The organism is Sphingobium sufflavum, assembly GCF_021403115.1.
In the GTDB taxonomy this organism is placed as follows: domain Bacteria; phylum Pseudomonadota; class Alphaproteobacteria; order Sphingomonadales; family Sphingomonadaceae; genus Sphingobium; species Sphingobium sufflavum.
This window is the reverse complement of record NZ_JAJSSH010000013.1, coordinates 1-23,818: the sequence shown is the minus strand read 5'-3', so window position 1 is coordinate 23,818 and position 23,818 is coordinate 1. Positions and strand designations below refer to the sequence as shown.

General features: G+C 64.6%; 21 protein-coding genes, 1 tRNA gene and 1 pseudogene. 11 read left to right on the top strand and 12 right to left on the bottom strand.

The annotated features are described in order from the left end of the window. Positions 1-821: 821 nt before the first annotated feature. Positions 822-2,021, bottom strand: a complete 1,200-nt coding sequence (locus LWE61_RS16905; RefSeq protein ID WP_234151825.1) for an exo-beta-N-acetylmuramidase NamZ family protein — start codon at positions 2,019-2,021, stop codon at positions 822-824. Further along, the gene (locus LWE61_RS16900; protein ID WP_234151824.1) at positions 2,018-2,572 is read right to left on the bottom strand and encodes a DOMON-like domain-containing protein; all 555 of its coding nucleotides are present in this window, start codon (positions 2,570-2,572) and stop codon (positions 2,018-2,020) included. The genes LWE61_RS16905 and LWE61_RS16900 overlap by 4 nt, the downstream gene beginning before the upstream one ends. Before the next feature lie 69 nt (positions 2,573-2,641). On the opposite strand from LWE61_RS16900, the gene tyrS reads away from it, so the two are divergent. Together tyrS and LWE61_RS16890 are read left to right on the top strand one after the other, a co-directional pair. Next, entirely contained in the window at positions 2,642-3,871 is a 1,230-nt protein-coding gene (gene tyrS / locus LWE61_RS16895; RefSeq protein ID WP_234151823.1) for a tyrosine--tRNA ligase, read from the top strand. Positions 3,872-4,060: 189 nt separating this feature from the next. Then, positions 4,061-4,396: a hypothetical protein gene (locus tag LWE61_RS16890; protein WP_234151822.1), complete on the top strand. Its 336-nt coding sequence runs from the start codon at positions 4,061-4,063 to the stop codon at positions 4,394-4,396. Positions 4,397-4,408: 12 nt separating this feature from the next. Here LWE61_RS16890 and recG read toward each other — a convergent pair whose 3' ends face one another. Then, positions 4,409-6,490: an ATP-dependent DNA helicase RecG gene (gene recG / locus LWE61_RS16885; RefSeq protein WP_234151821.1), complete on the bottom strand. Its 2,082-nt coding sequence runs from the start codon at positions 6,488-6,490 to the stop codon at positions 4,409-4,411. 85 nt (positions 6,491-6,575) lie between these two features. Between recG and LWE61_RS16880 the strand changes: the two genes are divergently transcribed. Further along, complete coding sequence (locus LWE61_RS16880; RefSeq protein WP_234151820.1) at positions 6,576-6,857, top strand: succinate dehydrogenase assembly factor 2; 282 nt, start codon at positions 6,576-6,578, stop codon at positions 6,855-6,857. 185 nt (positions 6,858-7,042) lie between these two features. After that, positions 7,043-10,501 (top strand): transcription-repair coupling factor, encoded by a 3,459-nt coding sequence (mfd, locus tag LWE61_RS16875; RefSeq protein ID WP_234151819.1) that lies wholly within the window; start codon positions 7,043-7,045, stop codon positions 10,499-10,501. A 25-nt stretch (positions 10,502-10,526) separates the two neighbouring features. On the opposite strand, the gene LWE61_RS16870 is transcribed toward mfd, so the two are convergent. The 4 genes from LWE61_RS16870 to LWE61_RS16855 all read right to left on the bottom strand — a co-directional run bounded on the left by LWE61_RS16870 (position 10,527) and on the right by LWE61_RS16855 (position 14,550). Further along, positions 10,527-10,928, bottom strand: a complete 402-nt coding sequence (locus LWE61_RS16870; protein WP_234151818.1) for a DUF1398 domain-containing protein — start codon at positions 10,926-10,928, stop codon at positions 10,527-10,529. Positions 10,929-10,941: 13 nt separating this feature from the next. Beyond that, positions 10,942-11,394, bottom strand: a complete 453-nt coding sequence (locus LWE61_RS16865; protein ID WP_234151817.1) for a MarR family winged helix-turn-helix transcriptional regulator — start codon at positions 11,392-11,394, stop codon at positions 10,942-10,944. A 108-nt stretch (positions 11,395-11,502) separates the two neighbouring features. Next, a complete protein-coding gene (locus LWE61_RS16860; protein WP_234151816.1) occupies positions 11,503-12,369 on the bottom strand; it encodes a TauD/TfdA dioxygenase family protein in 867 nt (288 codons plus the stop codon). Positions 12,370-12,495: 126 nt separating this feature from the next. Then, entirely contained in the window at positions 12,496-14,550 is a 2,055-nt protein-coding gene (locus LWE61_RS16855; protein WP_234151815.1) for a putative bifunctional diguanylate cyclase/phosphodiesterase, read from the bottom strand. Between the two features lie 233 nt (positions 14,551-14,783). On the opposite strand from LWE61_RS16855, the gene moaA reads away from it, so the two are divergent. The 5 genes from moaA to LWE61_RS16830 all read left to right on the top strand — a co-directional run bounded on the left by moaA (position 14,784) and on the right by LWE61_RS16830 (position 18,790). Further along, positions 14,784-15,803: a GTP 3',8-cyclase MoaA gene (gene moaA / locus LWE61_RS16850; RefSeq protein ID WP_234151814.1), complete on the top strand. Its 1,020-nt coding sequence runs from the start codon at positions 14,784-14,786 to the stop codon at positions 15,801-15,803. Next, positions 15,803-16,576, top strand: coding sequence for an NAD kinase (locus LWE61_RS16845; protein WP_407696257.1), 774 nt, complete (start codon positions 15,803-15,805; stop codon positions 16,574-16,576). The genes moaA and LWE61_RS16845 overlap by 1 nt, the downstream gene beginning before the upstream one ends. A 63-nt stretch (positions 16,577-16,639) precedes the next feature. Further along, positions 16,640-16,714, top strand: a tRNA-Asn gene (locus LWE61_RS16840). A gap of 137 nt (positions 16,715-16,851) precedes the next feature. Further along, on the top strand, positions 16,852-18,183 hold the full coding sequence (locus tag LWE61_RS16835; RefSeq protein WP_234151813.1) for a tyrosine-type recombinase/integrase: 1,332 nt from the start codon (positions 16,852-16,854) through the stop codon (positions 18,181-18,183). After that, positions 18,113-18,790 (top strand): hypothetical protein, encoded by a 678-nt coding sequence (locus LWE61_RS16830; protein ID WP_234151909.1) that lies wholly within the window; start codon positions 18,113-18,115, stop codon positions 18,788-18,790. Before LWE61_RS16835 ends, LWE61_RS16830 begins: the two co-directional genes overlap by 71 nt. A 224-nt stretch (positions 18,791-19,014) precedes the next feature. Here the strand turns inward: LWE61_RS16830 and LWE61_RS16825 are convergent, their stop codons facing one another. Then, complete coding sequence (locus LWE61_RS16825; protein WP_234151812.1) at positions 19,015-19,338, bottom strand: hypothetical protein; 324 nt, start codon at positions 19,336-19,338, stop codon at positions 19,015-19,017. Positions 19,339-19,574: 236 nt separating this feature from the next. Between LWE61_RS16825 and LWE61_RS16820 the strand changes: the two genes are divergently transcribed. Further along, positions 19,575-19,838 carry a Rossmann-fold NAD(P)-binding domain-containing protein gene (locus tag LWE61_RS16820; protein ID WP_234151811.1) on the top strand — a complete coding sequence of 88 codons (264 nt, stop codon included), beginning with the start codon at positions 19,575-19,577 and terminating at the stop codon, positions 19,836-19,838. 24 nt (positions 19,839-19,862) lie between these two features. Here LWE61_RS16820 and LWE61_RS16815 read toward each other — a convergent pair whose 3' ends face one another. Then, the gene (locus LWE61_RS16815; protein ID WP_326490661.1) at positions 19,863-20,288 is read right to left on the bottom strand and encodes a winged helix-turn-helix transcriptional regulator; all 426 of its coding nucleotides are present in this window, start codon (positions 20,286-20,288) and stop codon (positions 19,863-19,865) included. A gap of 87 nt (positions 20,289-20,375) precedes the next feature. On the opposite strand from LWE61_RS16815, the gene LWE61_RS16810 reads away from it, so the two are divergent. Next, on the top strand, positions 20,376-21,497 hold the full coding sequence (locus LWE61_RS16810) for an NADH:flavin oxidoreductase (RefSeq protein ID WP_234151810.1): 1,122 nt from the start codon (positions 20,376-20,378) through the stop codon (positions 21,495-21,497). Positions 21,498-21,840: 343 nt separating this feature from the next. Here the strand turns inward: LWE61_RS16810 and LWE61_RS16805 are convergent, their stop codons facing one another. From LWE61_RS16805 to LWE61_RS16795, 3 genes and pseudogenes are all read right to left on the bottom strand, one after another. Continuing rightward, positions 21,841-22,668, bottom strand: a complete 828-nt coding sequence (locus LWE61_RS16805; protein ID WP_234151809.1) for an SGNH/GDSL hydrolase family protein — start codon at positions 22,666-22,668, stop codon at positions 21,841-21,843. Between the two features lie 151 nt (positions 22,669-22,819). Then, positions 22,820-23,577 (bottom strand): annotated as a pseudogene (locus tag LWE61_RS16800) (glycoside hydrolase family 3 C-terminal domain-containing protein). A gap of 34 nt (positions 23,578-23,611) precedes the next feature. After that, on the bottom strand, positions 23,612-23,818 hold a 207-nt coding region (locus tag LWE61_RS16795; protein WP_234151808.1), incomplete at its 5' end, for a transposase.

Sequence of the window (23,818 nt, the reverse complement as noted above, 5' to 3'; positions counted from 1 at the left end):
GGCTGGGGGAATTTTCGTCGCCCATCGAGCTGTTCCTGGGCTGTCGCTCAGTCGTTATTGCTAACGCAGCGAAGCAATGACGATTTGGGGTGGGTAGCGGACTGTCGGCTATGCCGCCACTCAATCTCAATACCTGACTTCCATCAATGTGTTTAAAGGAGGGGGCAAACCAAGTTCATCTTTTTGAGCTTGGGATCAATGCGTACGACTTGAACTAACATGCCCGCAAGATTTCTAGGTGGCAGAGGCTCTGATAGCTTGAGCATTTTATCCGCTGGGCCGCAACTATCGGAATTTGTTATTATCTGTCCGACTATTGGCCGCAAGCCAGCAGTCACTTTATCATACGTTAGTTCAGTGTCACCTGGAGCTAATTGCTTTCCATGACTTTTCATCACCCGAATGATTGCTGGGTAAGCCCGTGGCCAAGCCTCTCGACCGGCAATATCCGCTGCCTTGAATAAGGCACTCTGTGGATTTCCCAGAACCAATCCGTGCGGTAGTGCGGAGGCGCATTGTTCACCCATGATTGTCAGCGCAGTAGGTGCCGCAATTAGCAGGACGTCCTGAAACTCCGCTTCAGTGTAGCAAGAAGGATCCGACGATTGCGCAGAAACAGGCGCGCAAAATATCGACACTACCGCGACAAATGAAAAGGCAGTCCGCGCCGTTCCAATTCTTCCAGCTGATCTCATTGGTGATGTCTACCTACGACTAGAGTGTTCCGGCATATTCCGTGAATTTTCAACTTCCGCTATGGGCGATACGAACGCTGTGGCTGAACGGCAACAAATGGTCGTCAGCGGGCCGTACCCCATCGCTCAATATAACAGATACGGTGCCCTCGCCTCCGCCCATGCCTCTTCATCCGGGATAGTCAGCACGTCGAGGTCGCCCGGTGTCGCGCCGGCATTGTCCACCCACTCGCGCAGACCCGGCCCGCCGTTGATGACGTCGATGGGCAGCTTGCCGAACGCATATTCATAGGGGAAATCGCGCCACAGTGCATAATCCGGGTGGAGCGCGCGGATCGCCTTGAAGGCCAGCGCCTGCAACCGCCATGGCCGGAAGGCGGCATGGTCGTAGAAGCCGCCTTCCGCATGGATGTGCACGCCGGAGCACAGCCGACCGACATGCTTGTGAAAGGTCGGTTCGAACCAGATGTCGCGCAGCGCGCAGCCCTCCAGCCAATGCGGCGCGAGGTCGCGCATGGTGGCGATGACGGCGCGGGCGTCGATGTCCGGCGCGCCGAATATCTCCAGCGGGCGGGTGGTGCCGCGCCCTTCGGAGAGGGTCGCGCCCTCCAGCATCACCGTGCCGGGATAGGCGCGCGCCATGGCGACATTGGGGGCGTTGGGGCTGGGGTTGACCCAGATGCGTTCGCCCGGCCAGCCATGGCCCGGCGCGCCATCGGGCGACCAGCCCTCCATGGCGATGACGCGATAGTCCACGTCCAGCCCATAATGGTCGATGAACCAATGGCCCAGTTCGCCCAGCGTCAGGCCGTGGCGCATCGGCATCAGCCCCGCGCCCACGAAACTCTCCCAGCCGGGGATCAGGGTCAGCCCCTCGATGGGCCGCCCCACCGGATTGGGCCGGTCGAGCACCCACACCGCCTTGCCCGCCTGCGCGCCCGCCTCCAGCGCATAGAGCAGGGTGGTGATGAAGGTGTAGATGCGCGTGCCGAGATCCTGAAGGTCGATCAGCATCACGTCGAAACTGTCCAGCATCGCCGGGGTCGGCCGCCGCACCTCGCCATAGAGGGAGAAGACGGGGATGCCGTGGATCGGATCGCGATAGTCGGGCGATTCGATCATATTGTCCTGCTTGTCGCCGCGCAGGCCATGCTGAGGCCCGAAGGCGGCGCTGAGCGTTACATCGTCCAGCGCGGCGATCGCGTCCAGCGAATGGACGAGGCCGGCGGTCAGCGAGGCGGGATGAGCGAGCAGCGCGACCCGTCGCCCGACCAGCGGCGCACGGATTTCAGGGTCGGCGAGGAAGCGATCGATACCGAATTTCATGCGGATTCGGGTGCCCGCAAAATGGCGGCGAAGCAATCCCCGTGATGGAAATCCGGGTTGGCCGGCGGATGGGCGAGCGCCCAATAGCTTTTCTGCCCGTCCAGCGTCTCGATCACCGCCGACAGGCCCATCGCCAGGTCGCGTTGCTGCCACTCCCCCCGGTTACCGGTGAGGTCCAGCGTGGCGCAGAGTTCAAAACTGTCCCGCGCCACGTCCAGGTCGATACGCGGCAGGGTGAAATTGACAAGATCCCGCTGTCCCTGCCGATAGTCGTCGAAGACATAGCTGGCCCAGCGGGTGGAGGGCGAGAAGTTGAATTCCACATATTGATCCTTGTCGGGCAGTTTCAGGAACGCCTCGAAACAGGTGGTCTTCCACAATTCGTCGGTGCGCTCCGCCGCGACCAGCGCGGGCACGGCCAGCGTCGATATATCGCCGGTGATACGGTAACGCAGCGCCAGCCGCGCGCCCTCCAGCCGGGTCACCGCAACGGTGATCGCGTCGATGGACGGCGTCGGGGACGATGGGTGGCGGATCAGGGTCAGTAACATGCCACACGCCTTTCCAGATGCGGCAAAGGGCTGTCAAATGGCGCGTCGGCGTGCTAGGCGCGCGTCGCCATGAACAGCTATCGCTCAGACCTCCTCACCATACTCCATTCGCGTGGATATATCCATCAGCTTACGGATGCCGATGCGCTGGACGCGCTGGCGGCGAAGGAGATCGTGCCCGGCTATATCGGTTTCGATCCGACCGCGCCGTCGTTGCATGTCGGGCACCTCGTCTCGATCATGATGCTGCGCCGTTTGCAGCGCGCGGGGCACAAGCCCATCGTGGTGATGGGCGGCGGCACCGGCAAGATCGGCGATCCCAGTTTCAAGGACGAGGCGCGCAAGCTGCTGAACGATGACAGCATCGCGCAGAATGTCGCGTCGATCCGCCGGGTGTTCGAGAATTTCCTGACCTTTGGCGACGGTCCCACCGATGCGGTGATGGTCGACAACGCCGAATGGCTGGACAGGCTGGAATATATCCCATTCCTGCGCGACATCGGCCAGCATTTCTCCGTCAACCGGATGCTGAGCTTCGACTCGGTCAAGATGCGGCTGGACCGGGAGCAATCGCTCAGCTTCCTCGAATTCAATTATATGATCCTGCAAGCCTATGACTTTCTGGAGCTGTCGCGCCGCGTCGGTTGCCGGTTGCAGATGGGCGGATCGGACCAGTGGGGCAATATCGTCAACGGCGTCGAACTGGGTCGCCGGGTCGATGGCGCGCAACTGTTCGGGCTGACCACGCCGCTGTTGACCAACGCGGATGGCAGCAAGATGGGCAAGACGGTGGGCGGCGCGGTGTGGCTGAACGCCGACCAGTTGTCAGACTTTGATTACTGGCAGTTCTGGCGCAACACGGACGACCGGGACGTGGCCACCCGCCTGCGCCTGTTCACCGACCTGCCGCTGGACGAGATCGCCCGGCTGGAGGCGCTGGAAGGCGCGGAGATCAACGAAGCGAAGAAGATCCTCGCCAATGAGGCGACGGCGCTGTGCCGGGGCGCGGATGCGGCCCGTACGGCGGCGGAAACGGCGCGCCGGACCTTCGAGGAAGGGGCGAGCGGCGACGCCCTGCCCCGCGTGCCGGTGGAAGGCGGGCGGATCGGTCTGGTCGCGGCGCTGGTCGCGGCGGGGCTGACCGCGTCGGGCGGCGAGGCCAAGCGCAAGATCGGCGAAGGGGCGGTACGGGTCAACGACACCGCCATCACCGATGCGGCGCATGAAATCCGGCTGACCGGGGCCGAGACCAAACTGAGTCTGGGCAAAAAGCGGCATGCGATCCTGATTTCTGCGTAAAATCCGTATCGTTAACCAGATTCGTGCAGTCCGCCTTAACGCGGCTGGCGCAGGTTCCGAAGACAGGGTCGCATAGATTGGTGAGAGACGGAATCTCCGCCGGTCGATCGGGAAGGAATGACGGTTCGCATGTCCATGCGGCCGCCCGACCGTTCGCGCCCCTCGAAAAAAGAACAGGGGAACGCCATCATGTCAGCCGAGCGCCTGAAACGCCTTAACCAACTCCATGACGAGCGCCGCCGCGCGCAGCGGGACGACATCGACTATCCCACCAGCGCAACGCGCGGCTGGACGGAGACGTTCGACATCCGGCTGCTGAACCTGTCCCCCATGGGCTTTCATGCACGGGGCAAGGTGACGTTCGAGCGCGACCAGAAACTGCGCATCCTGCTGCCCGTCGTGGGCGAGGTGGAGGGGCAGGTCGCGTGGGCGCTTACCGGCTGCTGTGGCGGCTGGTTCATCAACCCCATCGAGGCCGACCTGTATGCCAAGGTGCTGGCGACGATCGAGGCCGCTGCCGCCTGACCGTCCGGGCCATCAGCCGCTGCGCAGCAACCCCGCAGCGGCATCCCGTTCGAACAGATAGAGGCACAGACGCGCCGCCGCACCGCGCGGCGAATCCAGCCCGCCGTCCCGGTCGATCAGCAGCCGCGCATCGTCATGCGCCATCGGGGCGAGCCGGTTGATCTGTTCCGGGTTGGCGAGGCGGAACCGCTCCTCCCCCGATTGCCGCGTGCCGAGCAGTTCGCCCGCGCCGCGCAGCCGCAAATCCTCCTCCGCGATGCGAAAGCCGTCCTGCGTCTCGCGCATCAGGGCCAGGCGGGCGCGGCCCGTCTCGCTGAGATTGCCGCCGCGGATGAGGAGGCAGACCGACCGCTGGTCCCCGCGACCGACGCGGCCGCGCAACTGGTGCAACTGGGCCAGGCCGAATCGCTCCGCCGCCTCGATAATCATCAGCGTCGCGTTGGGCACGTCCACGCCCACCTCGATCACCGTGGTCGCGACCAGCAGGCCGATGCGCTGGGTGGCGAACGCCTCCATGACGGCATCCTTCTCCGGCCCGGTCATGCGGCCATGGACGATGCCGACCCGGTCCTTGCCCAGCACCGCCTTCAGCGCCGCACCGCGGGCCTCCGCCGCCGCCTGATCCGGCACCCGGTCGCCGCCGCCCTCTATCTCCTCCACCAGCGGGCACACCCAATAGGCCTGTCGTCCCGCATCCAGATGGCGATGGAGGCCCGCGACGATCTCGTCCAGCCGGTCGTCGGGCATGACGCGCGTTTCGATCGGCTGGCGGCCCGGCGGCATCTCGTCCAGCCGGGACACGTCCATCTCGCCATATTGGGTGAGGGTCAGCGTGCGCGGGATCGGCGTCGCGGTCATCACCAGCAGGTGCGGCGCCCGTTCCGCCTTGGCGGTCAGCATCATGCGCTGCGCCACGCCAAAACGATGCTGCTCGTCGATCACCGCGAGGCCGAGGTTCTTGTAGCTCACCGCCTCCTGAAAGATCGCATGGGTGCCGACGAGAATGTCGATGCTGCCGTCCGCCAGCCCCATCAGCGTCGATTCGCGCGCCTTGCCCTTGTCCCGCCCGGTCAGGATGGCGACGGTGACGGGCAGGCCCGCCAGCGTCTTTTGCAGGGTGGCGAAATGCTGGCGCGCGAGGATTTCGGTGGGGGCCAGCATCGCGCCCTGCGCCCCCGCCTCCACCGCGTTGAGCAGCGCCATGGTCGCCACCAGCGTCTTGCCCGCGCCCACGTCGCCCTGAAGCAGGCGCAGCATCGGGTGCGGCTGGGCCATGTCGCCCGCGATTTCCTGCATGGTGCGCGTCTGCGCGCCGGTGGGGGCAAAGGGCAGGGTCAGGGCATCGCGCAGCCGCCCATCCCCCTCCAGCGCCACGCCGCGCCGCTTGCGCGTGTCGGCGCGCAGCAGCATGAGCGCGAGCTGGCCCACGAAAATCTCGTCATAGGCGAGGCGATCCCGCGCCGCCGTCGCCGCCGGGTCGCTGTGCGCGGCCAGCAGAGCCGCCTGCCAGCCCGGCCAGCCCTTCGTGCTCATCAGGCTGGGTTCGATCCATTCGCCCAGATCCGGCGCGCGGCCCACCCCCTGCGCCACCAGTTCGCGCAGGCGGCCATTGGTGATCCCTTCGGAGAGGGAATAGACCGGCTCCGTCGCGGGGACGGTCGCGGCCTCCTCCGGCGCGATCACATGGTCGGGGTGGACGATCTGCAACTCGTCGCCATAACGGTCCAGCCGCCCGGAGACGAAGCGCGGTTCGTTCAGCGGGAACAGCTTGCGCGGCCAGCCGGGGTTGCGCCCGAAATAGACGATCTTCACCACATCGCCCGCCCGGTCCACGCAGGTCACGCGGAACGGAGCGCGGCTGGACCCCACCGCGCTGTAGTGGGTCGGCGTCAGGATCAGGCCGACCATGCGGCCCGTGATCGCCTCGTCCAGCCGGTCCACCATTTGCCGGTCGACCCATGTGACGGGGAGATGGAAGGCCAGATCGACGGCGCGGTCCAGCCCCAGCCGGGCCAGCGGCTTGGCAAGGACCGCGCCGACACCCTTCAGCGCCTGAACTTCGGCAAAGAGCGGATTGAGAATATCGGGGCGCATGACTATCTGTGGCCCTAACGTGATGCGTCGGGGATTGCAAAATCCTGTCGGCGCCTTTTGCAGTTTGACGAGACAGGACGCCCCCATGAGCCAAGCCACCCACGATATAGGGCATATTCTCCGCCGCGCCCGTTTCCGCGCCTGGCATCGCGGCACGCGAGAGGCCGATTATATGATCGGCGGCTTCTTCGACCGATACCATGCCACATGGACGCAAGAGGAGGCGCTGTGGTTCGAGCGGTTCCTGGACGAGGAGGATGTGGACATCATGGGATGGGCCATGGATCGGCAGCCGGTGCCGGAACAATGGCAGGGGCCGTTGATGGCGGCGTTCCAGAAGCTGGATTTCATCGACATTCCGCGGTGATTTTGTTCGCGCAGAGGCGCAGAAAGTGTCCGTGGCAAAGCCACCGCTTCTCCGCATCCTCCCTGCGTTGCGAGACCCTGATTCCAGATTCTTCGGCGCAGGCTTTCCTTTCTCTGCGCCTCTGCGCGACCCCTTATCCCTACCCCACCGGCTGGCGGGACTTATGACAGGCAAGGCATAATCCCATGACCACCCCCATCACCCGCATCGTCTCCGCCCGCACCACCCTCACCCTCTCCGGCGTGCCGCAGGGGTTCGAGCCGTTGCTGCTGGCCGACCTTGCGCGGGCGGCGGGGCGGGCCGTGTTCGTCGCGTCGGACGAGCAGATGATGCAGGGGATCGCCGACACCGCCCCCTATTTCGCGCCGGAGCTGGAGATCATCCGCATCCCGGCGTGGGACTGCCTGCCCTATGACCGCGCCTCCCCCTCCCTGCGCGCGGCGTCGGAGCGGCTGGCCGGGCTGCATGCGCTGCAAGCGAAGCCGACCGGGCCGCAGCTTGTCCTGACCACCGCCAACGCCCTGACCCAGCGCGCCCTCACCCCCTTCCGCATCCGGCAGCTTGTCGCGAAACTGGCGCCGGGCGAGCGGATCGAGACGGAGCGGCTGCTGCGCCTGCTCGCCTCCAACGGTTATATGCGGACCGACACGGTACGCGACGCGGGCGAGTTTGCGGTGCGCGGCGGCATCGTGGACCTGTGGCCGGCGGGCGAACCGGGGCCGCTGCGTCTCGACTTTTTCGGGGACGAGATAGAGACGCTGCGCCGCTTCGACCCCGGCACCCAGCGCACGACCGAGGGGGTGGACGGCATCACCCTCCTCCCCGCGTCCGAGGCGCTGCTGGACGAGGACAGCGTGAAGCGTTTCCGGGGCCGCTATCGCGAGCAGTTTGGCGCGACCGCGACCGGCGACCCGCTCTATCAGGCGGTGAGCGAAGGCCGCCGTCTGGCGGGCATGGAGCATTGGCTGCCCTTGTTCGAGGAGCGGCTGGGCACATTGTTCGACCATCTGGAGGATGCGAAACTGTGGATCGCGGATTCCGGCGTGAAGGCGACGGTCGAGCAGCGGTTCGAGGCGATCAGCGACTATCATGGCAACCGCGTCGCCGCCGCATCGTCCCAGCCCGGCTCCTACCGCCCGCTCGCGCCCGAATCCCTCTATCTGACCGACGCGGAATGGCGCGGCATCGCCAAGGCCCTGCCCCTTCACGCCACCACGCCCTTCCATGAGCCGGAGAGCGACAAGGTGGTCGATCTGGGCGTGGACGGCCCGCGCGATTTCGCGCCGGAGCGGGCGCAGGGCGGCAATGTCTACACCGTGCTGGCCGAGCATCTGTCGAAGGAGACGCAACTGGGCCGCAGGCGGATCATCGCCAGCTACTCCATCGGCGCGCGCGAACGACTGTCCGGTCTGCTGGCGGATCACAAGGTCAGCCGCATCGCGATGGCCGACAGTTGGCAGGAGGCGCTGGGCCTGTCCGCCAAGGGATCGGTCGCGCTGATCGTCCTGCCCATCGACCATGGTTTCAGTTCGCGGGACATTGCCCTGCTGTCGGAACAGGATGTGCTGGGCGACCGGCTCGTCCGCCGGGCCAAGCGCAAGAAGAGCGCCGACGCCTTCCTGGCCGAACTGGCGATGCTGACGCCGGGCGACCTCGTCGTCCATGCCGACCATGGCATCGGCCGGTACGAGGGGCTGACCAGCATCCCGGTCGGCACCGCGCCGCATGATTGCGTCGCGCTGGAATATGCGGGCGGCGACAAGCTGTATGTGCCGGTCGAGAATCTCGACGTGCTGTCGCGCTATGGGTCCGGGACGGAGGGCGTGGCGCTCGACCGGCTGGGCGGGGAGGCATGGCAGCGCCGCAAGTCGCGGATGAAGGAACGCATCCGCGAGATTGCGGGCGAACTGCTCGCCACGGCGGCCAAGCGGGCGCTGCGCCCCGGCAAGATCCTCGAACCCGATACGGGCGGCTATCCCGCCTTCGTGGACCGTTTCCCCTATCAGGAGACGGAGGATCAGGACCGGGCGATTCAGGATGTGCTGGACGATTTGGTCGCGGGCCGCCCGATGGACCGGCTGGTCTGCGGCGACGTGGGCTTCGGCAAGACGGAGGTCGCATTGCGCGCCGCCTTCGTCGCGGCCATGGCGGGGCAGCAGGTGGTGCTGGTCTGCCCGACCACGCTGCTCGCCCGCCAGCATTATCTGAATTTCGAGGAGCGGTTCAGAGGCTTCCCCCTCAACATCGGCCGCCTCTCCCGCCTTGTCGGCTCGGCGGAGGCGAAGGCGACGAAGGACGGGCTGGCCGACGGCACGATGGATGTGGTCATCGGCACCCATGCGCTGCTCGCGAAGGGGATAGAGTTCAAGAAATTGGGCCTCGTCATCGTGGATGAGGAGCAACGGTTCGGCGTCACCCACAAGGAACGGCTAAAGCAGTTGAAGGCGGACGTGCATGTCCTGACCCTCACCGCCACGCCGATCCCGCGTACCTTGCAGATGGCGATGTCGGGCCTGCGCGAACTGTCGGTTATCCAGACGCCGCCGGTCGACCGGCTCGCCGTGCGGACCTATGTCATGCCATGGGATCCCGTCGTGCTGCGCGAGGCGTTGCTGCGCGAGCATTATCGCGGCGGGCAAAGCTATTTCGTGGTGCCGCGCGTCTCCGACCTGGCCGATATCGAGGAATATCTGCGCGTCGTGGTGCCCGAAATCCGGCCGATCACCGCCCATGGCCAGATGAGCGCCAGCGAGGTGGAGGAGCGGATGAGCGCCTTCTACGACCGCAAATATGATGTGCTGCTGTCCACGACCATTGTGGAGAGCGGCCTCGACATCCCCAGCGCCAACACGATGATTATCCACCGCGCCGACCGCTTCGGCCTCGCCCAGCTCTATCAGTTGCGCGGGCGGGTGGGCCGGTCGAAGACGCGCGCCTATGCCTATATGACCACGGCGGCGGACCGCGTGGTGACCGAGGGCGCGGAGAAAAGGCTGCAAGTCCTCTCCAACCTCGACACGCTTGGCGCGGGCTTCCAGCTGGCCAGCCACGACCTCGACATTCGCGGGGCGGGCAACCTCGTCGGCGACGAGCAGTCGGGGCATATCAAGGAGGTGGGCTTCGAACTCTATCAGTCCATGCTGGAGGAGGCGATCCTGGAGGCGCGGACCGGCAAGAGCGAGGAATCGAGCGGCACCTTCTCGCCGCAGATCAATGTCGAGGCGCCGATCCTGATCCCGGAGGAGTATGTCCCCGACCTCGACCTGCGGATGAGCCTGTATCGCCGGATCAACGACCTGGAGGACAAGGGCGATCTGGAGGGCTTCGCCGCGGAACTGATCGACCGTTTCGGCCCGCTGCCGGAGGCGACGCAGAACCTGCTGACCCTGATCGAGGTGAAGAAGAATTGCGTGACCGCCGGGGTCGCGAAACTGGACGTAGGGCAGAAGGGCGCGCTCATCAGCTTCCGCGGCGACGCCCCGCCCAGCCTGCCGGGCCTGCTGAGCTATGTGCAGAAGCTGGACGGGCTGGCGAAGCTGCGTCCCGACAGCAAGCTGGTGATCCAGCGGGTGTGGAAGGATGGGCAGGCGCGGCTGAACGGGGCGTTGAAGCTGTCGCGCGGGCTGGCGAAAGCGGCGGGGTAACTGGGGCGGCGGGGTAGCTGGCGGATCAGGCGGGAAAATGCTCGACATGCAGGTCGCCCGTCCGGCCCATGTAGACGACGCGGCGGCCGGTGAAGGAGACGAAATAGCCGGTGCAGCCTGCGGCCATCACCCTGATGCAGAAGCCCGCATAGCTGTAGCCCGGCGCTTCCTGCTGCGCGTCGCGGATCGCGGCCTGCACCGCTGCCGTGTCGAACAGCGGCGCGACGGCCGGGCCGCCATACGCCATCGGCACAACGATACTGCCGCCATCCGGCAGATAGTAGATGGCCACGGAGCGGCGATAGTCCACCGCATAGGATTCGAACCCCGCCGCCATCAGCCTGGCGACGATGGCGGGAAAATTCAGGCTGCCATCCTCCGCCCCCGCCAGCGTGTCACGGGCGCATTGTTCCTGTAGCGGCTGCATATGGTCCTCCTGCCTATTCGACCGCGATGTCGCTGAGGTCCAGCCGGTCGACCATCCGGTCCAGCAGCATGGCGAACAGGGCGCGCTCCTCCTCCCACAGATGGCCGAAGCACTCCGCCTCATTCTCCTCCGCCAGGGCGGCGAGGCGGGGGAGCAGCGCCCGGCCCTGCGCGGTCAGCGAGAGGATGCGGATGCGCGCATCCTCTGCGTCGGCGGCCCGATCGACCAGTTGCTTGACGTGCAGGCGATCCACCAGTTTCGTAATCGCGCCGCGCGTCATGCCCATGCGCAGGGCCAGTGCGCCCGACGTGATCGGCGCAGCGCCATGGAGCAGGCGCAGCGTCACCCACTCCGCCACGGTCACGCCGCTGTCCGCCATTTTCTGGGCAAAGCGGTGTGATACATGGTTCGAAACCTGTCGCAGCCGATAGCCCAGATGATCGTTCAATTGCGGAAGATCGGCCATGAAATTTCCTAGGAAACTAATTTATCGACACCGGTAGTTCGATATGGTTTCCTAGTCAATAATAACGCGAAAAAAGAGGGGAGCGCGCGCCCCCCTCCTCGTCTCGCGTCAGGCCGCGACCTTGGGCGCTTCAATCTCTTCCATGCCCTTGATCGTCGTGCGGTGCATGATCCGGCCGGAGTCCGCCGCATAAGGCAGCGAGCGGTGCAGCAGGCCGGGGTTGTTGAACATCACCATGTCGCCCTTCGTCCAGCTGTGGCGATAGGTGAATTCGGGCTGCGTCGCCCACTCCTCCAACTCCGCCAACAGCTTGATGCCCTCTTCCTTGGGCAGGCCCTTGATATAATAGGCGGTGCCGCCGATCAGCAGGGACGTCCGGCCGTCCTTCTGGTGCCAGACCAACGGCTGTTCCGTCTCCGGGAAGGCCGCGTTCCAGCGGGCGAAATCCTCCGGCGTCGGGGCGTCGTACAACTTGAGGCCGACCGGCTCGAAGCAGTGGATGACGCGCAGCTTGTCGATCTCCCGCTTGCGCGCTTCCGGCAGCGCCTCATAGGCGGCGAACAGGCTCGCGAAGTCCGTCTCGCCACCCGTATTGGCGGGGCTTTCGCACTTCAGCATGGTGGACTTGCCCGGCACATTATAGATGGTGCCGTCCATGTGCCACAGGTCGTTGCCCCGGATATAGTCGAGCTGGTTCTTGTCCTTGTCGTTTTTCTCGATCCGGTAGATGCCGAGCTTGCTCACCTCCGACCCGTCCTGCGTCAGCGCAAGGTCGTGCTTCTCGCCATAATAGTCGGACAGGCCGACGAACTGCACGTCCGTCATGTTGACCTGCGGGAAGACCAGCACATTATATTTGTTGAGCGCGTCCATGATCTGCTCCGGCACGCCCTCGTTCAGCACATCGCCAGCCGCGACCCGCACATAGGCGCCGATGCGCTCGTTAATCGGTTCAATCTCGATATGCGTGGTCATGACCCTTGCCTCTCCTGCATTTCCGCGTCGACGGGGCCGTGCGGCCTTTCCGTCTTTTGCAATCCTATGCAAAGATAGCTGAGCCGAGGCGCGCGCGCAACCCCATCGCGTATCATGGCGGCATTTTCAGCGGGGCACGCTGTCCTCGACCAGCGCGATCAGGGCGGCGCTCTCCAGCGGGCGGGAGCGCAGGAAACCCTGATAGACATCGCATCCGGCACGGGCGAGGAGCGCCAGTTGCTGTTCCGTCTCCACCCCTTCCGCGATGACATGCAGGTCCAGTGAACGCGCCATGTCGATGATCGCGCGCACGATGATGCGGTCGCGGTGCGACCCCACAATATCCTGCGCGATGGTGCTGTCGATCTTGAGATAATCGAGCGGCAGGGATTTGAGATAGGCGAGGCTGGAATAGCCCGTCCCGAAATCGTCGATCGCGACGAGGAAGCCCGCCGAGCGCAACCGGGTGAGCAGCATGGCGGCCGCGCCCAGATTCTCGATCAGGCCGCTCTCGGTAATCTCCAGCGTGACCCGTTCCCGGTCGATCCCGGCATGGCTGACCTGATCGAGGAAATGATCGACGAACTCTGGTTGCGCAATGTCCGCCGCCGTGACGTTGATCGCGACGCGCAGATGGGCGAGGCTGTCGGGCCAGGATGCCGCGGCCTCCAGCGCGCGGGCGTGGATATGGTCGGACAATGGCACCAGGAAATCGGACCGTTCGGCAATGGCGAACAGCGCGCCCGCGCCAATCTCCCCATGGACCGGGTGCCGCCAGCGCGCCAGCGCCTCCACCCCCGTGATGCGGTCGTCGGCCATGGCATATTGGGGCTGGAACAATATCTGGATCTCGCCCCGGTCGAGGGCGAGGCGCAGGTCGCTGTCGATGCGGTCATGGTGCAGGGCGATGCTGCCCCCCTCCGCCACGCGCACGCGCACGCCGCCATTCGCACCGGTGCGGCGGGCGTCGGCCAGCGCGGAACTGGCGCGGCGCAGGATCGCCTCTGCGCTGTCCTGTTCGACCGACACGGCGATGCCGCCGCGCGCGGTCAGGCGGATGAGATGGTCGCCGGCGTTGAACGGGCGGTCGATGTCGCCCAGCAACTGCGGCGCGATGAGGGCGGCGCGATCCACCAGCGCCTTTTCACCCAGAGCGGCGGGCGCGCGCATACCGATGATGAACTCCGCCCCCGCGATTCGCGCGACCAGCGGATTGTCGCCGCCCACCGCCGCCGCCATGCGCGACAGGCGCACCGCGACGCGGCTGAGCATCGCGTCGCCGACCATGCGGCCATAGCCAGTGTTGACCCGGTCCAGCCCGGCCAGCCCGATCAGCAGGATGATGACCTGATCGCCCGCGCCCAGCGCGCCGCCGATCCAGCCCAATGCGCCCTGCCGGCTGGCGAGGCCGGTCATGAAGTCACGGTCGCGATTGTCGGCGCGGCGGCGGGTGTCCAGTTCCTCCACCTCCCCGCTGAACCCGGCGGGATCGGGATAAAGATGCTGCACCAACCGCCGGTCACGCTTGCCCGGCACGCTATGGGCAAAGGCGGCGGGCATCAGGTCATCCACCGCATGGCGGATCGCCGCGATCGCCCCCGCCCGGTCGGATCGGTCGAGCACACGGACGAGATCGGCCACGCCCGCGCGGGCATGATCGACGCCGGGGGCCATCCCCTGCAACATCGCGGCCAGTGCCGGGCTGACCGACAATATCCGCTCCGCGCTGCGCCAGCGCCAGAATAATGCGTCGCTGCGCTGCACCGCATGACGGTTGCGCACGGCGGACAGATTGCCGACCAGCCGTTCCGCCAGCTTGTCAGCGGAGGCGAGCGCCGCGCGCAGCCGTGCGCCCGTCACCTCCCCGGTCAGGAAATGCGTACCCCCCGCCGCGATCAGGCGCAGCAGGGCTGGCTCCAGCGCGTCGTCCACGATCAGCAGGATCGCGCCGCCCGATGCCTCCACCGCCTCCGCCAGCGACCCGACATAGTCCAGCGCCTGCGCCTCCTCCACGCCACGCAGGTCGACCAGCGCGGTGCGGGCCAGGCTGCCCAGATAGCGGCTTTCCGCCCGCTCCCGGCGGCGCGCGGCCACGGGCTTCCACCCCGCCTGCACCGCCAGCACCGACAGCGGCTCCCGATGCTCCGGCGACAGGATGAAAACCGGTGGCGCATCCAGCACCCCACCCTGCTCCAGCCCCGTTTCTGCACCCTCGACTTGATCCGACAGGACTGCGACCCCTTATATGCTTATGATGCTGTTGCCCCGCCGACTGGACTAGACGATTTCGTCAGGATGTGAAAAGACCTGTAAAACCGGCTGGTGCATGCATGTGTCCCGCTCGATAGTCCCATACGCCGCCAGAGGGAATGGCCCGATGCCATCGTGGCAGCAAACAGGTTACATGTGCGATAATGGTTGACCTTAACGCCCCCATCGGATCGACGACCGGCATGATCGACCGCTATGGTCGCCGGATCGACTATCTGCGCATTTCGGTGACGGACCGCTGCGACCTGCGCTGCCGCTATTGCATGGCGGAGGACATGGTGTTCCTACCCAAGAACCAGATACTGACGCTCGAAGAAATTGGCGTGATCGCGGACCGCTTCATCGCGCGCGGGGTGCGGCGAATTCGCCTGTCGGGCGGCGAGCCGCTGGTCAGGCGCGATTTTTCGGAACTGGCGCGGCGGATCGGGCGGCATATAGGGGGCGGTCTGGACGAGCTGACCCTGACCACCAATGGCACGCAGCTCGCCCGCCATGCCGCCGACCTGCATGACGCGGGGATGCGACGCATCAATGTCAGCCTCGACAGCCTGAGGCCCGACGTCTTTGCCCGCATCACCCGCCGCGACCGGCTGGCCGATGTGCTGGAGGGCATCGCCGCCGCCTGCGCGGAAGGGATTGCGATCAAGATCAACATGGTCGCCATGCGCGGCGTGAACGATGGCGAGGTGCTGGACATGCTGCGCTGGTGCGACGCGCAGGGCCATGACCTGACCCTGATCGAGACGATGCCGCTGGGCGCCATTTCCGATGACCGGCAGGACCAGTACATCCCCCTGCACGAGGCGCTGGCCCCGGTCCGCGCCGAATATGCCCTGTTGCCCATCGACCATCGGACCGGCGGCCCCGCCCGCTATTTCGCGGTGGAGGGGATGCGGGTGCGGCTCGGCCTCATCACGCCCATGTCGGAGAATTTCTGTAGCGGCTGCAACCGCATGCGCCTGACCTGCCAGGGCCGCATCTATATGTGCCTGGGGCATGAGGATCATGTCGACCTGATGACCGCCTTTCGCGCGGGCGGCGCCGATGCCGTCGATTCGCGGCTGGACGAGGCGCTGGGCGCAAAGCCGCTGCGCCATGACTTCGCCATCGGGCGCGGCCTGCCCCCCGCCACCACGCGCCATATGAATGTGACCGGCGGCTGATGAGCGACCCCCGGCTGGCGTTGCTCGCCTCCCCCACCGAAAGCGCCCGTGATGCGGAGGGACGGCTTCGCGCCGCCTATCATTTCGTCGCGCCGCAGGACGCCGACATCGTCATCGCGCTGGGCGGCGACGGCTTCATGCTCCAGACCCTGCACCAGATGCTGGAAACGGACCAGATCAGGCCGGTATTCGGCATGAACCTGGGCACGGTCGGCTTCCTGATGAACGAATGGCATCTGGAGGGCATGGTGGAGCGAATCGCAGCGGCCAAGCCGGTGAAAGTCACGCCACTGCGCATGAAGGTGACGACCGTCAGCGGCGACATACACACTCTGCCCGCCATCAACGAAGTCTCCCTGCTGCGCGAGACGCGCCAGACCGCCAAGCTGGAGGTGCAGGTGGACGACCGCACCGTCATCCCTGAACTGGTGTGCGATGGCGTTCTGGTCGCGACTCCGGCGGGGTCCACGGCCTATAATCTGTCCGCCCATGGCCCGATCCTGCCGCTGGGGTCTGGCCTCGTCGCGCTGACCCCGATCAGCCCGTTCCGGCCCCGGCGCTGGCGTGGCGCGATCCTGCCGGAGAAGACGCGAATTCGCTTTTGCGTGCTGGAGGCGGTGAAACGCCCGGTTTCGGCGGTCGCGGACCAGCGCGAAATCCGCGACGTGGCGCAGGTGGAAGTGGCCAACGACCCCTCGACCCCGCTGACTTTGCTGTTCGATCCCAACCATACGCTGGACGACCGCATCGCCGCCGAACAATTTATCACCTGACCCCTTGCCATCCCGCAAAAACCGCTGCTATAGGCGCGGCCTGCCCGGCGGAAGCCGGGCTGCTCCCCGATAGCTCAGCGGTAGAGCATTCGACTGTTAATCGAATGGCCGTAGGTTCGAATCCTACTCGGGGAGCCAATTCACCATTTCAGGTGAAATCATAAGTCGCCAAAAGTCTTCCGAATCGGCAGATTTCCGCGCATTTCCAGTCCCATGCAGTCCCATAGCAAACCGCCCCAACCCCCATCATCCGGGGGCACTGCTGGGGGCACGCAATGCTGACGGATATCCGCTGCCGGTCGGCGAAACCGAAGGACAAGCCCTACAAGCTTGCCGACGCGCATGGCCTCTATCTCTACGTCACCACTTCGGGCTTTCGCTCGTGGCGGCTGAAGTATCGATTCGATGGCAAGGAGCATCGGCTTACCTTCGGCCCTTACCCCGATATATCGCTAGCGGACGCGAGGGAAGCGCGGGACGAGGCGCGCAAGCTGCTGCGCGCCGGCACGGATCCAAAGCTGGTCCGCAAAGTCGAGGCGGCACGCAGGAACGTGGCCCGTCAGAACAGCTTCGAATCGCTGGCCCGCGAATGGCAGAAGCAACAGGCCGCCGTGCTGGCGCCACGCTACGCGGGCCAGATACTCGATCGAATGGAAGCCGATGTCTTTCCTTCGATCGGCTCGTTGCCGATCTCAGCGATCACGCCCGCCCTCGTTCTGACGCTGGTTCGCGGAATCGAAGCCCGCGGAGCACTGGAGATGGCCAAGCGAGTACGACAGCATATTTCGGCGGTCTATATCTACGCGATCGGCGCGGGATTGGCGGACACAGATCCAGCTGCGATCATCCAATCCGCCATGATGCCCGCAACGAAGCGCCTTCGGCCCGCGATGGTCAAGCTGGAGGATGCGCGGGCGATGCTCGCGAAAATCGAGGCAGAGGAGGGCGCCTATACGGTGACCAAGCTCGCATCGCGTCTGCTCGCACTCACAGCGGTGCGGCCGGGCGTGCTGCGCCTCGCGCAGCGGTCCGAGTTCGAGGATCTGGGCGGAGCAGCACCGCTGTGGCGCATTCCTGCCGAGAAAATGAAACTGACGCGCGAGCGCAAACAGGATGCCAGCTTCGAGCTGGTCGTGCCGCTCTCCGAGCAAGCAGTCGAAACTGTAGCCGCAGCCCGTCAGCTGTCGGCGGACAAGCCCTATCTGTTTCCCAGCACGCGCTATGCCAATCAGCCGATCACCGACAGCACCCTCAGCAAGCTGTACCGGACCGCAGGCTTCAGCGGTCAGCATGTTCCACATGGCTGGCGCTCGACCTTCTCGACAGTAATGAACCAGATAGCGGCGACGGAGGGGCGAAAGGACGATCGCGAGATCATCGACATGATGCTCGCCCATATCAAGGGCGACGTCGAAGCCATCTACAACCGATACGCGTACATGCCACGGCGCCGCGAACTCGCGCAGGAATGGGCGGATGTGCTCATGAAGAACATGCCACCCGCAGTTTCGCTCCTACCCGCACAGGGGCAGGAGCATGACCGTCAGCGCATTCGGCGCGATCGCGCAGGGCCTGGTCTGCAGAAACAAGCCCAGTCGGCGGACTGAAGAACCCGTCCGGCGGAACAGCTATGACGTCGATGACATCCGCGCGCGGGTGTTCCGTCCGATCGGAGACGGCACGAAAAAGGGCGCGATGCAGTGGCGTGACCGCTATCTGAAGGTCGCGAAGGAATATGATTGGGCGATGAAGAAGAAGGGGGAACGTCATCCCCTGGGCGCGACCGCCATCCGCGTGCTGGAGGCGTTGTTGTTCCTCCCCGGACTGGACTTCAAGACCGGGCGACTGGAGCCAGCCATCGCCACGATCGAAAAGCAGACGCGCTACGGTGGTTCGCGCCCTCCGGCTGCTGAAGGAGCATGGCTTTCTGTCATGGGTGCGCCGTACCGAGCGCACAGACAATGCGCCGGGCGAAGGCCCCGCCGTGCGGCAGGTCACGAACGCCTATTATTTCGATCCGCGTGCACTCTGCGGCCGAGCGCGCCTGCGCCTCACACAGCTGCTGCGCAGGCTGCAAACCGAGCCGCCACCCCAAGCCCCTGCCCGCCGCTCCGGTGCCAGCACCAAGCCGCTCGATCCCGCCATGGCGACGGCTCTTACTTCGCTCGATGCCCTTCCCCCAGGGGAGGACGCGAGTTCAGTGAACGCGCCTGAATCCCGGATCAGGGGTTAAAGAGGGAAAGGTCTGCCTTCGGCAGGCGTTATAACGGTTCCAGCCATCCCCCACCGCACGCAAAAGGCACCTTCACCCCACGGTATAGCCGTTGGGGGCGGCCCGGCTATGGCCGGTCCGGGGCATCCCAGGGGGTGCCCAGATTCCGATGCCGCCCTGCCCCCGCGATGATCGCGACGGGGGACAGGGCAGCAGGAAATAGGCGCTATGGCAGGGGGAAATTGCTGATGATGAGCTCGCCCGCCTGCTTCCCGCCGCCAGATTTGCTGCCGAACGTGTAGGTCGTTTCCACTTCGGCCATGGCGAGCCCGGCGAAGGTTTCCCGGACCCCCGGCGTGTCGTTGATGGACAGCATGAATTTCGCCGCGCCGGTCCGCATCAGATCCGCGATCCGGGCGAAATCCTCCCGGCAGAATATGCCCCGGCCATAATCGCCTTCGCAGTCCCAATAGGGAGGGTCGAGATAGAACAGCATCCCCGGACGATCGTAGCGCGCGATGAAATCGGCATAGGGCAGCTGCTCGATCACCACACCGGCCAGGCGCTCGTGAATACACCCTCCTGCGCCCGTCGTCCTTCGTGGACATATTAGCGCGTGCTGCGGGCCCCGTCGCAGCCGGCACATGGGGTGGTGCTGCGAGCGAGGGCCGCGTCAATCTCATCGACACCCGCGATATCGCCGACGTGGCACGCATTGCCCTGCTCGATGCGAGACATCCGGGATCCCAGCGTGCCTATCATCTGACCGGGGGCGCCACGATCAGCATGCCGGAGGTTGCCGACGAACTCTCACATATTCTCGGTCATAGCGTCACCTATCAGCATCGCACCCCGGATGAACAGCGCGCGGTTTTGACGGAGGCAGGGATAAGCGAGCTGGTTGCCGATGTCCTGCTGGGGATCGACCGATTGTTCGGGGATTCGGTGCTGGCCGAGACCACCGCGACCTTTGAAGACCTGACCGGCAAGGCGCCGCGATCGGTGGGCGCATGGCTGAGCGAGAATATCGCGGCTTTCCGGAGAGCCTGACCGCGTTGTTGCCAACCGGCATCGTTATGCTGCTATGCTGGCCGCCGCTGTGTCGTGCAAGGGACCCCGGCCTTGAGCAACATCGAAGGCTTGCCTTGCGGCATCGACCTCCGGCAGCTTTTCGAGCGTCCATTCGTGCAGCGCCCGGAACGGCTGTTGCAAGGTGCGCCCCAGCGGTGTGATCTGATACTGCACCGCGACCGGCGAAAGCGAGATGACCTCGCGCGCGACCAGGCCATTGCGTTCCATCCGGCGCAGGCTCTGTGTCAGCGCCTTCTGGGTGACGCCCTGCAACCGGCGACGAACGGCGTTGAACCGCTGCGGCCCATCGTCGAGCACGGCGAGCACCATCATCGACCACTTGTCGGCAATCTGATCGAACAATGCCCGGCTTGGGCATTCGGACGAGAAGCAGAGCGGTTCAAGTTCCAGCATGGCGGTTTCCTTCAATATACCAGGGCGACTTGAGGTGCCTGATTGACGCTAGGTCTATCATATATACTTAGATGCTTCATAGTCTGAAATGGAGTCTCTGTCATGTCCCAACCCGATACCAGCAGCCTGTTCCGCCCATTTTCCATCCGGTCGCTCGAACTGAAGAACCGTATCGTCATGGCGCCGATGACCCGCCTCTTCTCGCCTGAAGGCGTTCCAGGACCAGCCAGCGCCGCCTATTATCGCCGCCGTGCGGAAGGGAATGTCGGGTTGATCCTGTCCGAAGGTACGGTGGTCGATCGCCCGGCATCGCGCAACGACGCGGGTATCCCATTCTTCCACGGAGAGCAGGCGCTGGCGGGCTGGAAGAATGTGATCGATGCGGTCCATGACGTGGGCGGTCGCATGGGCCCGCAAATCTGGCACACTGGAGCGGCCCGCTACATCAATGGCTGGGAGCCCGATGTGCCGGTGGAGAGCCCTTCGGGTTTCGACTCCCCGGGTGACGCGCGAGGCGTCGCCATGAGCGAGGAAGACATCGCGGATACGGTTGCAGCCTTCGCCAAGGCGGCGGCGGACGCCAAGCGGCTGGGCTTTGATACGGTCGAAATCCACGGTGCCCACGGCTATCTCATCGATCAGTTTTTCTGGGCAGGCACCAATTTGCGCAATGACCGCTACGGCGGCTTGACGATCAAGGACCGCTCGCGCTTTGCGGTGGAGATCGTCGGTGCGGTGCGGGAGGCTGTTGGCCCCGATTTCCCGATCATCATGCGCGTCAGCCAGTGGAAGCAGCAGGACTTCAGCGCCCGCCTCGCCGCCTCTCCTGCGGAGATGGAGAACTGGCTTCGTCCGCTGGTCGAGGCGGGCGTCGATGTCCTGCACGTGTCGCAGCGCCGCTTCTGGGAGCCGGAATTTCCTGAGATCGACGGCGAGAACGGCCTCAATGGTGCGGGCTGGGCCAAGAAAGTCACAGGGGCCGCAACTATCGGTGTGGGGTCGGTCGGTCTTGACAATGACGTCACAAGCAGCGCCTTTGTTGGCAAGGGATCGACTTCGGCCAGTCTGGATCGCCTTGTCGAGCGCATGGAGCGCGACGAGTTCGACTTGATCGCCGTAGGCCGCGTGCTGCTCAGCGACCCGCTATGGGCAGCGAAGGTGGAGCAAGGCGATCATGCCGCGCTGAAGGGGTTCGATGCCGCTTCGCTTGCCGAACTCATATAATGCAGAGGGCGCGGGCGGAGTTGCATCTCTGCCCGCGCTCCTCAACCAGCAGCAGACCCAAGACCTATCCACCGCCATCCTGCAAACCCCTCAACATGGGCAATAAACTCTTCAAATCACGCCATTGTGTTTCAGCGAGATCGCCCCTGCTCTAGCCTTCCTTCAAAAAGCCGACTTGGATCAACCCGCTGGCAATAAGCCCATGCAGCTAGCGAAGCATAAGAAACGGCCTCGCTGGCGCTCTTGACCGTGAATCCGTGTCCCGCACAAATAGAAGGAGGGACAAGTCCAGATTGAGCACGATGTCACCTCTGTTCTTTCGCGGTAGGGCTGCCGCCCCCCCTCACTTGAGACGCGTGGCAAGTGCATTGGCAATCGCCTCATGACCGGCCACAGTCGGATGCCAATCCGCAGGCTTGCCGGGATGTCCCGCGCCCCACGGGTTGCTTGAGCAGGCTTCGTGGCCTTTGGATAGTTGGCTCACGGTCAGCAACACCGCGCCTTCAGCGCTGGCTGCCTTTTTCGTCACTTCGGCCATTCTATTGAATGTCTCGCGCGCAGCGGCCAATTGCGCCTCGTCCAGGGGCACCTCGGCGCAGCCACCGGCATCAGGCACGATGCGCACGTAATCAACAAATACGAGCCTCGCCTGCGGAGCGCGCTGCCGGACCTCGTGCGCAATTTGTCGCAGATGGTCTTCGAGGGCTTGGTAGTCGGATCTGTTCGGCCATTCGACAGTGGGGCACGCGCGGCCGACTGGCGGCATCATGCCCGGTGTCCTCCCACAGGTGGAGGTCATCAGGCTACGCACATAGTTCAGATCGTTGCCGCCGATGGTGACGGTCACGAGCCTAGTATCGGGCGTCACGGCGTCGATCTGCGGCGGCAGTTCCGACCACGGGCCCAGAATGTGTGCAGTGGTCGCTCCGCCGCAGCTTACGTCGACAAGATCTAACCCCTTCCGTGCCGCAAGCAAATGCGCATAATTGTTCTGCGTGCGACCGCAGCGCTTTGGGCTGTCAGGCACGAGGGGGCCGATTCCCGCACCCGCGGCATAGGAACTCCCCATGGCCACGTACCGCGCACCGGCTGCCAAAAGTGAAGAAGGCTCGTGTCCAGTGGTAGCGCATCCCGACAGAAACAAAACTGCACCCGGCAAGATCGCCCTCATGTTCACTCCTCAGGTCTTATCGATGGCGGTTTATGACTGCGCGAGAAATTTACAACGACGAAATGCGGCATCCTACTGCCGAACACACCCGCCTTCGTTCTCTGGACGACGATACAGATCTTTTCGAGCCATCTCGTCCGGCGCGAATATGTCAACGCCGAACGCCGGGCTTCTCGTGCCGCACTTCGAAAGACGCCTTAAGATCTGCAGCAGAACTTCCACCGACAAAGAGGTCGAAACCGGTCTCATCCTGAACCCAGCCTTTTGTAGCGTCACTCCAGTAGCGCAGTTCGTTGGGGCCAAGAGAGAAGGTCACCGTCCTGGTTTTCCCGCTTCGAGCGCGATCCTTTGAAACCCCTTTAGCTCGCGCACGGGCCTTGCCGAGGTTCCTTGGCGCTGATGGATGTAGAGCTGGACAACTTCATCGCCCGCGACGCGACCTTTGTTCGTGACGTCGACGGAAACGCCGATACGTTCGCCAACAGGGATAGAAGCACGATCCAGGCGCAGGTTGGAATATCCAAAATCGGTATAGCTCAAGCCAAATCCGAAAGGATAGGTCGGCGCGCTGCTCTCGTTCCAATAGCGCCCTTGAGCGGGCTCGGGCTTATGAGAGATCAGCTGCGCATAATAATTTGGGGCATGAGCGGGACTTCGAATCCAGCTGAAGGGCAGTTTGCCGCCCGGCACAGCCTTTCCGAGTAGCAGATTAGCGCCGGCCGTCCCTCCTTCCGTGCCAGGATACCACATATCGAGGATAGCCGCCGCGCGGGTCCCTTTGAGATCGATCGGACGGGCACTGTATAGGACGATGATTACAGGCTTCCCAGTGCCCACAACGGCATCAAGCAGTTCCTGTTGTCGCCCCGGCAGGTCGAAGCTCGACCGGGAGCCCCCTTCACCGATCAAGTTGCTCGCCTCGCCTCAGAGCCTGTCTTGGATCTCATGCGTAACGAGCGACGCGCCTGATGAGAACGATAGCCGCGGCGGCATAGAGTAGCGCAGTTGCGGATTTGATGGTTCGCTCGAAGTCCTTGGCGAGGCGGCGATTGCGGTTGAGCCATGCGAAGGTCCGTTCGACCACCCATCGTCTGGGATGGACGACGAAACCGGTCTGATCGGCGAATTTGCGGACAATCTCTATCGTGAT

Coding starts and splice junctions, on each gene's coding strand:
- LWE61_RS16890 (WP_234151822.1), top strand. CDS start 4,061: ATGTCAGCCGAGCGCCTGAAACGCCTTAACCAACTCCATGACGAGCGC.
- LWE61_RS16900 (WP_234151824.1), bottom strand. CDS start 2,572: ATGTTACTGACCCTGATCCGCCACCCATCGTCCCCGACGCCGTCCATC.
- LWE61_RS16860 (WP_234151816.1), bottom strand. CDS start 12,369: ATGACCACGCATATCGAGATTGAACCGATTAACGAGCGCATCGGCGCC.
- tyrS (WP_234151823.1), top strand. CDS start 2,642: ATGAACAGCTATCGCTCAGACCTCCTCACCATACTCCATTCGCGTGGA.
- LWE61_RS16865 (WP_234151817.1), bottom strand. CDS start 11,394: ATGGCCGATCTTCCGCAATTGAACGATCATCTGGGCTATCGGCTGCGA.
- recG (WP_234151821.1), bottom strand. CDS start 6,490: ATGCGCCCCGATATTCTCAATCCGCTCTTTGCCGAAGTTCAGGCGCTG.
- LWE61_RS16830 (WP_234151909.1), top strand. CDS start 18,113: ATGACCGTCAGCGCATTCGGCGCGATCGCGCAGGGCCTGGTCTGCAGA.
- LWE61_RS16845 (WP_407696257.1), top strand. CDS start 15,803: ATGAGCGACCCCCGGCTGGCGTTGCTCGCCTCCCCCACCGAAAGCGCC.
- mfd (WP_234151819.1), top strand. CDS start 7,043: ATGACCACCCCCATCACCCGCATCGTCTCCGCCCGCACCACCCTCACC.
- LWE61_RS16870 (WP_234151818.1), bottom strand. CDS start 10,928: ATGCAGCCGCTACAGGAACAATGCGCCCGTGACACGCTGGCGGGGGCG.
- LWE61_RS16810 (WP_234151810.1), top strand. CDS start 20,376: ATGTCCCAACCCGATACCAGCAGCCTGTTCCGCCCATTTTCCATCCGG.
- LWE61_RS16880 (WP_234151820.1), top strand. CDS start 6,576: ATGAGCCAAGCCACCCACGATATAGGGCATATTCTCCGCCGCGCCCGT.
- LWE61_RS16835 (WP_234151813.1), top strand. CDS start 16,852: ATGCTGACGGATATCCGCTGCCGGTCGGCGAAACCGAAGGACAAGCCC.
- LWE61_RS16905 (WP_234151825.1), bottom strand. CDS start 2,021: ATGAAATTCGGTATCGATCGCTTCCTCGCCGACCCTGAAATCCGTGCG.
- LWE61_RS16805 (WP_234151809.1), bottom strand. CDS start 22,668: ATGAGGGCGATCTTGCCGGGTGCAGTTTTGTTTCTGTCGGGATGCGCT.
- moaA (WP_234151814.1), top strand. CDS start 14,784: ATGGTTGACCTTAACGCCCCCATCGGATCGACGACCGGCATGATCGAC.
- LWE61_RS16820 (WP_234151811.1), top strand. CDS start 19,575: ATGCCGGAGGTTGCCGACGAACTCTCACATATTCTCGGTCATAGCGTC.